The 3,343-nt window shown below is 62.5% G+C and carries 3 protein-coding genes; all 3 read right to left on the bottom strand.

Going from position 1 to position 3,343, the window contains the following annotated elements:
• Window positions 1–677, bottom strand: a 677-nt coding sequence (locus tag AC1DLB_RS25620) for a DUF1513 domain-containing protein (RefSeq protein WP_477785882.1), incomplete at its 3' end; no start/stop codon positions are given.
• A 14-nt stretch (window positions 678–691) separates the two neighbouring features.
• A complete protein-coding gene (locus AC1DLB_RS25615; RefSeq protein ID WP_477785881.1) occupies window positions 692–1,756 on the bottom strand; it encodes an imelysin family protein in 1,065 nt (354 codons plus the stop codon).
• 27 nt (window positions 1,757–1,783) lie between these two features.
• On the bottom strand, window positions 1,784–3,211 hold the full coding sequence (locus tag AC1DLB_RS25610; protein WP_111454719.1) for a di-heme oxidoreductase family protein: 1,428 nt from the start codon (window positions 3,209–3,211) through the stop codon (window positions 1,784–1,786).
• Window positions 3,212–3,343: the final 132 nt, after the last annotated feature.

Below are 3,343 nucleotides of genomic sequence, written 5' to 3'. Positions count from 1 at the left end.
CCCAAGTGCCGCACGCTGTTCATCTGCTGGGCCAGTGTTTCCTTGCTCAGCAGCGTGCCGTCGCGTTGCATCAGCACCAGGCTCGGCTCCATGGCATTGAGGTTCATCTCGACCCGGCTTTCGGCCTCGGTGCGAATGCCGCCGTTGGCCACCACCAGCGTCTCGCCATCGGGCATCCACGACACCTGATGCGGGCCGACGCCGTGGGTGGAAATTTCGCCGCTGTGCACCAGTCGCTCACCTTCGAACTTATACACACCAAGCAGGCCACGGCCCGGATCGGAGGTGTCGTTCTCGGTGGCGTACAACCAGTCACCGCTCTGGTGAATCACCGCGTGACCGTAGAAGTGCCGGTTCGGCTGCGACACCACGGTTTGCAATAGCGTGCCGTCGCGCAGGTCGATCAGGTAGCTCTCGGTGCCCGGACGCCGAGCGACGAATAGCGCAATCGGCAGTGTCGGGTGGTTGATGATGTCATGGCAGCGCTGACCGACCTGGGTGGCAAACACCCGGGTGCCGTCCAGTCGATAACCGACGGCATAGTGCTTGCCGTCACCGTCGTCCCGCGCCGAGAGCAGCAGCGGGCTTTTGTCCTTTTGCTTGAACAGCGTCCAGCCGCCCAGTGTCACCGCACCCAGCAGCAAACTCCCTAACGTCAGAGCCTGGCGTCGCAGCATGGCACTTGCCCTCATCAGTCGCCGTCGTTGGCGTTGAAGCCCAGTTGGATGCCCAGCGCCTTGGCCAGTTCGCCTTCGTGCAAGCGGTGGACAACGTTGAGGCTGTCATAGATGTCGTTCAGCTGCTGGCGACCGGCATCGTCGGTGAGCATGTCGGTCAGCGAGCGCTGGTTGCCGGCAAGCAGTTTCAGGGACGCTGCGTAGGCCGCGTCGATCTTGTCGGCCAACGGTTTTTGCTCGTTCGGCAGCAGACCGCGCAGGCCTTTGTTGTCGACACCCACCCAGACGGTTTGCGCAGCGCTCAGGCTTGCTTCCATGCCTTTGAGCGACGATTGGCTGCGCCAGGCATCGGCCTGGAATGGCTGTGGCGTACCCTTGCTCTGACGGCCCATCGGCGTGCCGAGTTTTTTCTTCAGGGTGTCCAGTGCAGTCACTTGCACACGCAGCAGATCGGCGATCGCTTCGTGTGAGTCGGCGTAGCGCTGGTTGGGGAATTTGCTCATCTGCGCGAGCATGCCGTCGTTGGTGTTCCAGCGCGACAGGATCTCTTCGGCCAGTTGCTTCTGACGCTCGCCAATGGCGGTCAGCAGCGGGCAGTATTTGGCTTTCTGAGCGCTGTCGGCCATGTCGATCTTGCTGTCGAACAGGATGTATTCATAAGCCGAGAGGCCTTGCACCACGACGCTGGACTTGGCCAGGGCGGCAGCATCGATCTGCGGCTGCGCAGTGACCAGTTGCTCGACTTGACGGCCGACGAGGTTTTTCTTGTCCGGCCAGAACTGCACCTGCCACGAACGGTTGCCCTCGGCCAGCGGCCCGATCAGCAGCGGTTGCAACTCGGCCCAGGCTTTTTGCGCGTGCAGGAAGTCGGCGCGAGCGGTGTCCAGGGTTTCCTTGCCTTGGCAGAACGCCAGGGCGCTGACCGCCAATTGCCGGTCGGCTTCAACCCAAYGACTGTAGCTCGGCAGGATCACTTGCTTGGCGATGGCCGCCGAGGTGACCRCTTGCGGATCCTGGGGCGAACAGGCGCCCAGGGCGAGGGCGGCAAGGCTGGTGAACAATAATTTGGGACGGAACATGTCGGGCTCCCGCTGAAGGAATACGTATTAAAGGGAATTCAAAAACGCCAGCAACGCCGCGCGCTGCTCGGCGTTGAAAGACAAAACCTGTTGTTGCGCCGCTTTTGCCTCGCCGCCATGCCAGAGCACGGCTTCGAGCAGGTTGCGGGCGCGGCCGTCGTGCAAAAACTGGGTGTGTCCGCTGACCGTCTGCGTCAGGCCGATGCCCCACAACGGCGGCGTACGCCAGTCGCGGCCACTGGCCTGGAACTCGGTGCGGTTGTCGGCCAGACCGTCGCCCATGTCGTGCAGCAGCAGATCGCTGTAAGGGCGAATCACTTGATTGGCCAATTCAGGTTCCGCGGCGTTGGCGGCGGTGGTGTATTGAGGGGTGTGACAGGACTGGCATCCGGCCTGGAAAAACAGATTCTTGCCGGCCAGCACCTCAGGTGCGCCAACATCGCGACGGGCCGGCACGGCGAGGTTACGGCTGTAGAACAGCACCAGACGCAAAATGTTGTCGCTGACTTCCGGCTCGCCATCGGGACCATTGCCGTTGGGCGCCTGTTTGCAAGCAGTTTGGGCGTCGGTGCAGTCATCAATGGGTTTCAGGCTGGTCGTGAGGCCCATATCACCAGAGAACGCATGAACATTCTGCTGATTGAGGTTCGGTTGCCCGGCTTTCCAGCCAAATCGTCCGAGAACAGTCTTCTGCTGCGCGTCGTCCCAGACCCGGTTCGGCCGCCCGGCGATGCCGTTTTTCTCCCGGGCCTGGGCTTCGGCGTTGGCCAGGATGGCCTCGTCGGGAATCGCTTCAAGCAAGCCCAGGCCAATCATCGGCGGTGCGATGCGCGCCGAGAAACGTGTGTCCGGGTGCATCGGGCCGTAGCCGAGTTGGGTCATCTGCAAGATTGGTTTACGCAACTCGATTTCGCTGCCGTCCTTGAAGCGTACCGGGACCGGCGTGTAATCGACACGCACCTTGCCTTCCGGGGCGACGCCGGGCACCGCCATGTCCTGGAACTGGCCGCCGTAGACCGGCTCCGGCACCACGCCCAGTTGTTCGATGACCTTGGCGTAGGCGGGGGCATTGGGGATCGACAGGCGTACCAGCATCGACACCGCATTCGGCGCATCGGGCGTTGGCGGATGACCGCGCCCGTCCTTGATGTGGCAGTTCTGGCAGGCGTTGGTATTGAACAACGGGCCGAGGCCATCGCGGGCGGTGGTGGTCGACGGCGCGATCACCCAGGGGCTGCGAAAGAAGCTGTTGCCGACGCTGAAGTCGACGCGTCGTGACGGCGGCAGATTGGCGGAGGGCAAGGAGAATGCGTTCTTATCGGTCTTGCGCACTGTCGCGCTGCCACCGGACCGGGCTTCACCAGGTTCGGCCTGGGTAAAACGCGGGGCGTCATCGCAGGCACTCAGGCCCAGGGCCAGCAACAGTGCAGACAAGCGAAGAGGCAGCGTGGGCATCGGACATCCTGCAAGACGAGCAAAACAAGGGCGCAAAGTCTAACAGGGCAGGGGAGTTTGAATAAGAGGAATTATCGTTTGGTTGATGTGAGGCAGGGTTTGTTGTCAGACCGCGTCGCCCCCATCGCGGGC

The sequence above is a fragment of the Pseudomonas sp. 05N434 genome (genome assembly GCF_056396965.1).
This window is presented reverse-complemented; position numbering and strand designations above follow the sequence as displayed.

Coding starts and splice junctions, on each gene's coding strand:
- AC1DLB_RS25610 (WP_111454719.1), bottom strand. CDS start 3,211: ATGCCCACGCTGCCTCTTCGCTTGTCTGCACTGTTGCTGGCCCTGGGC.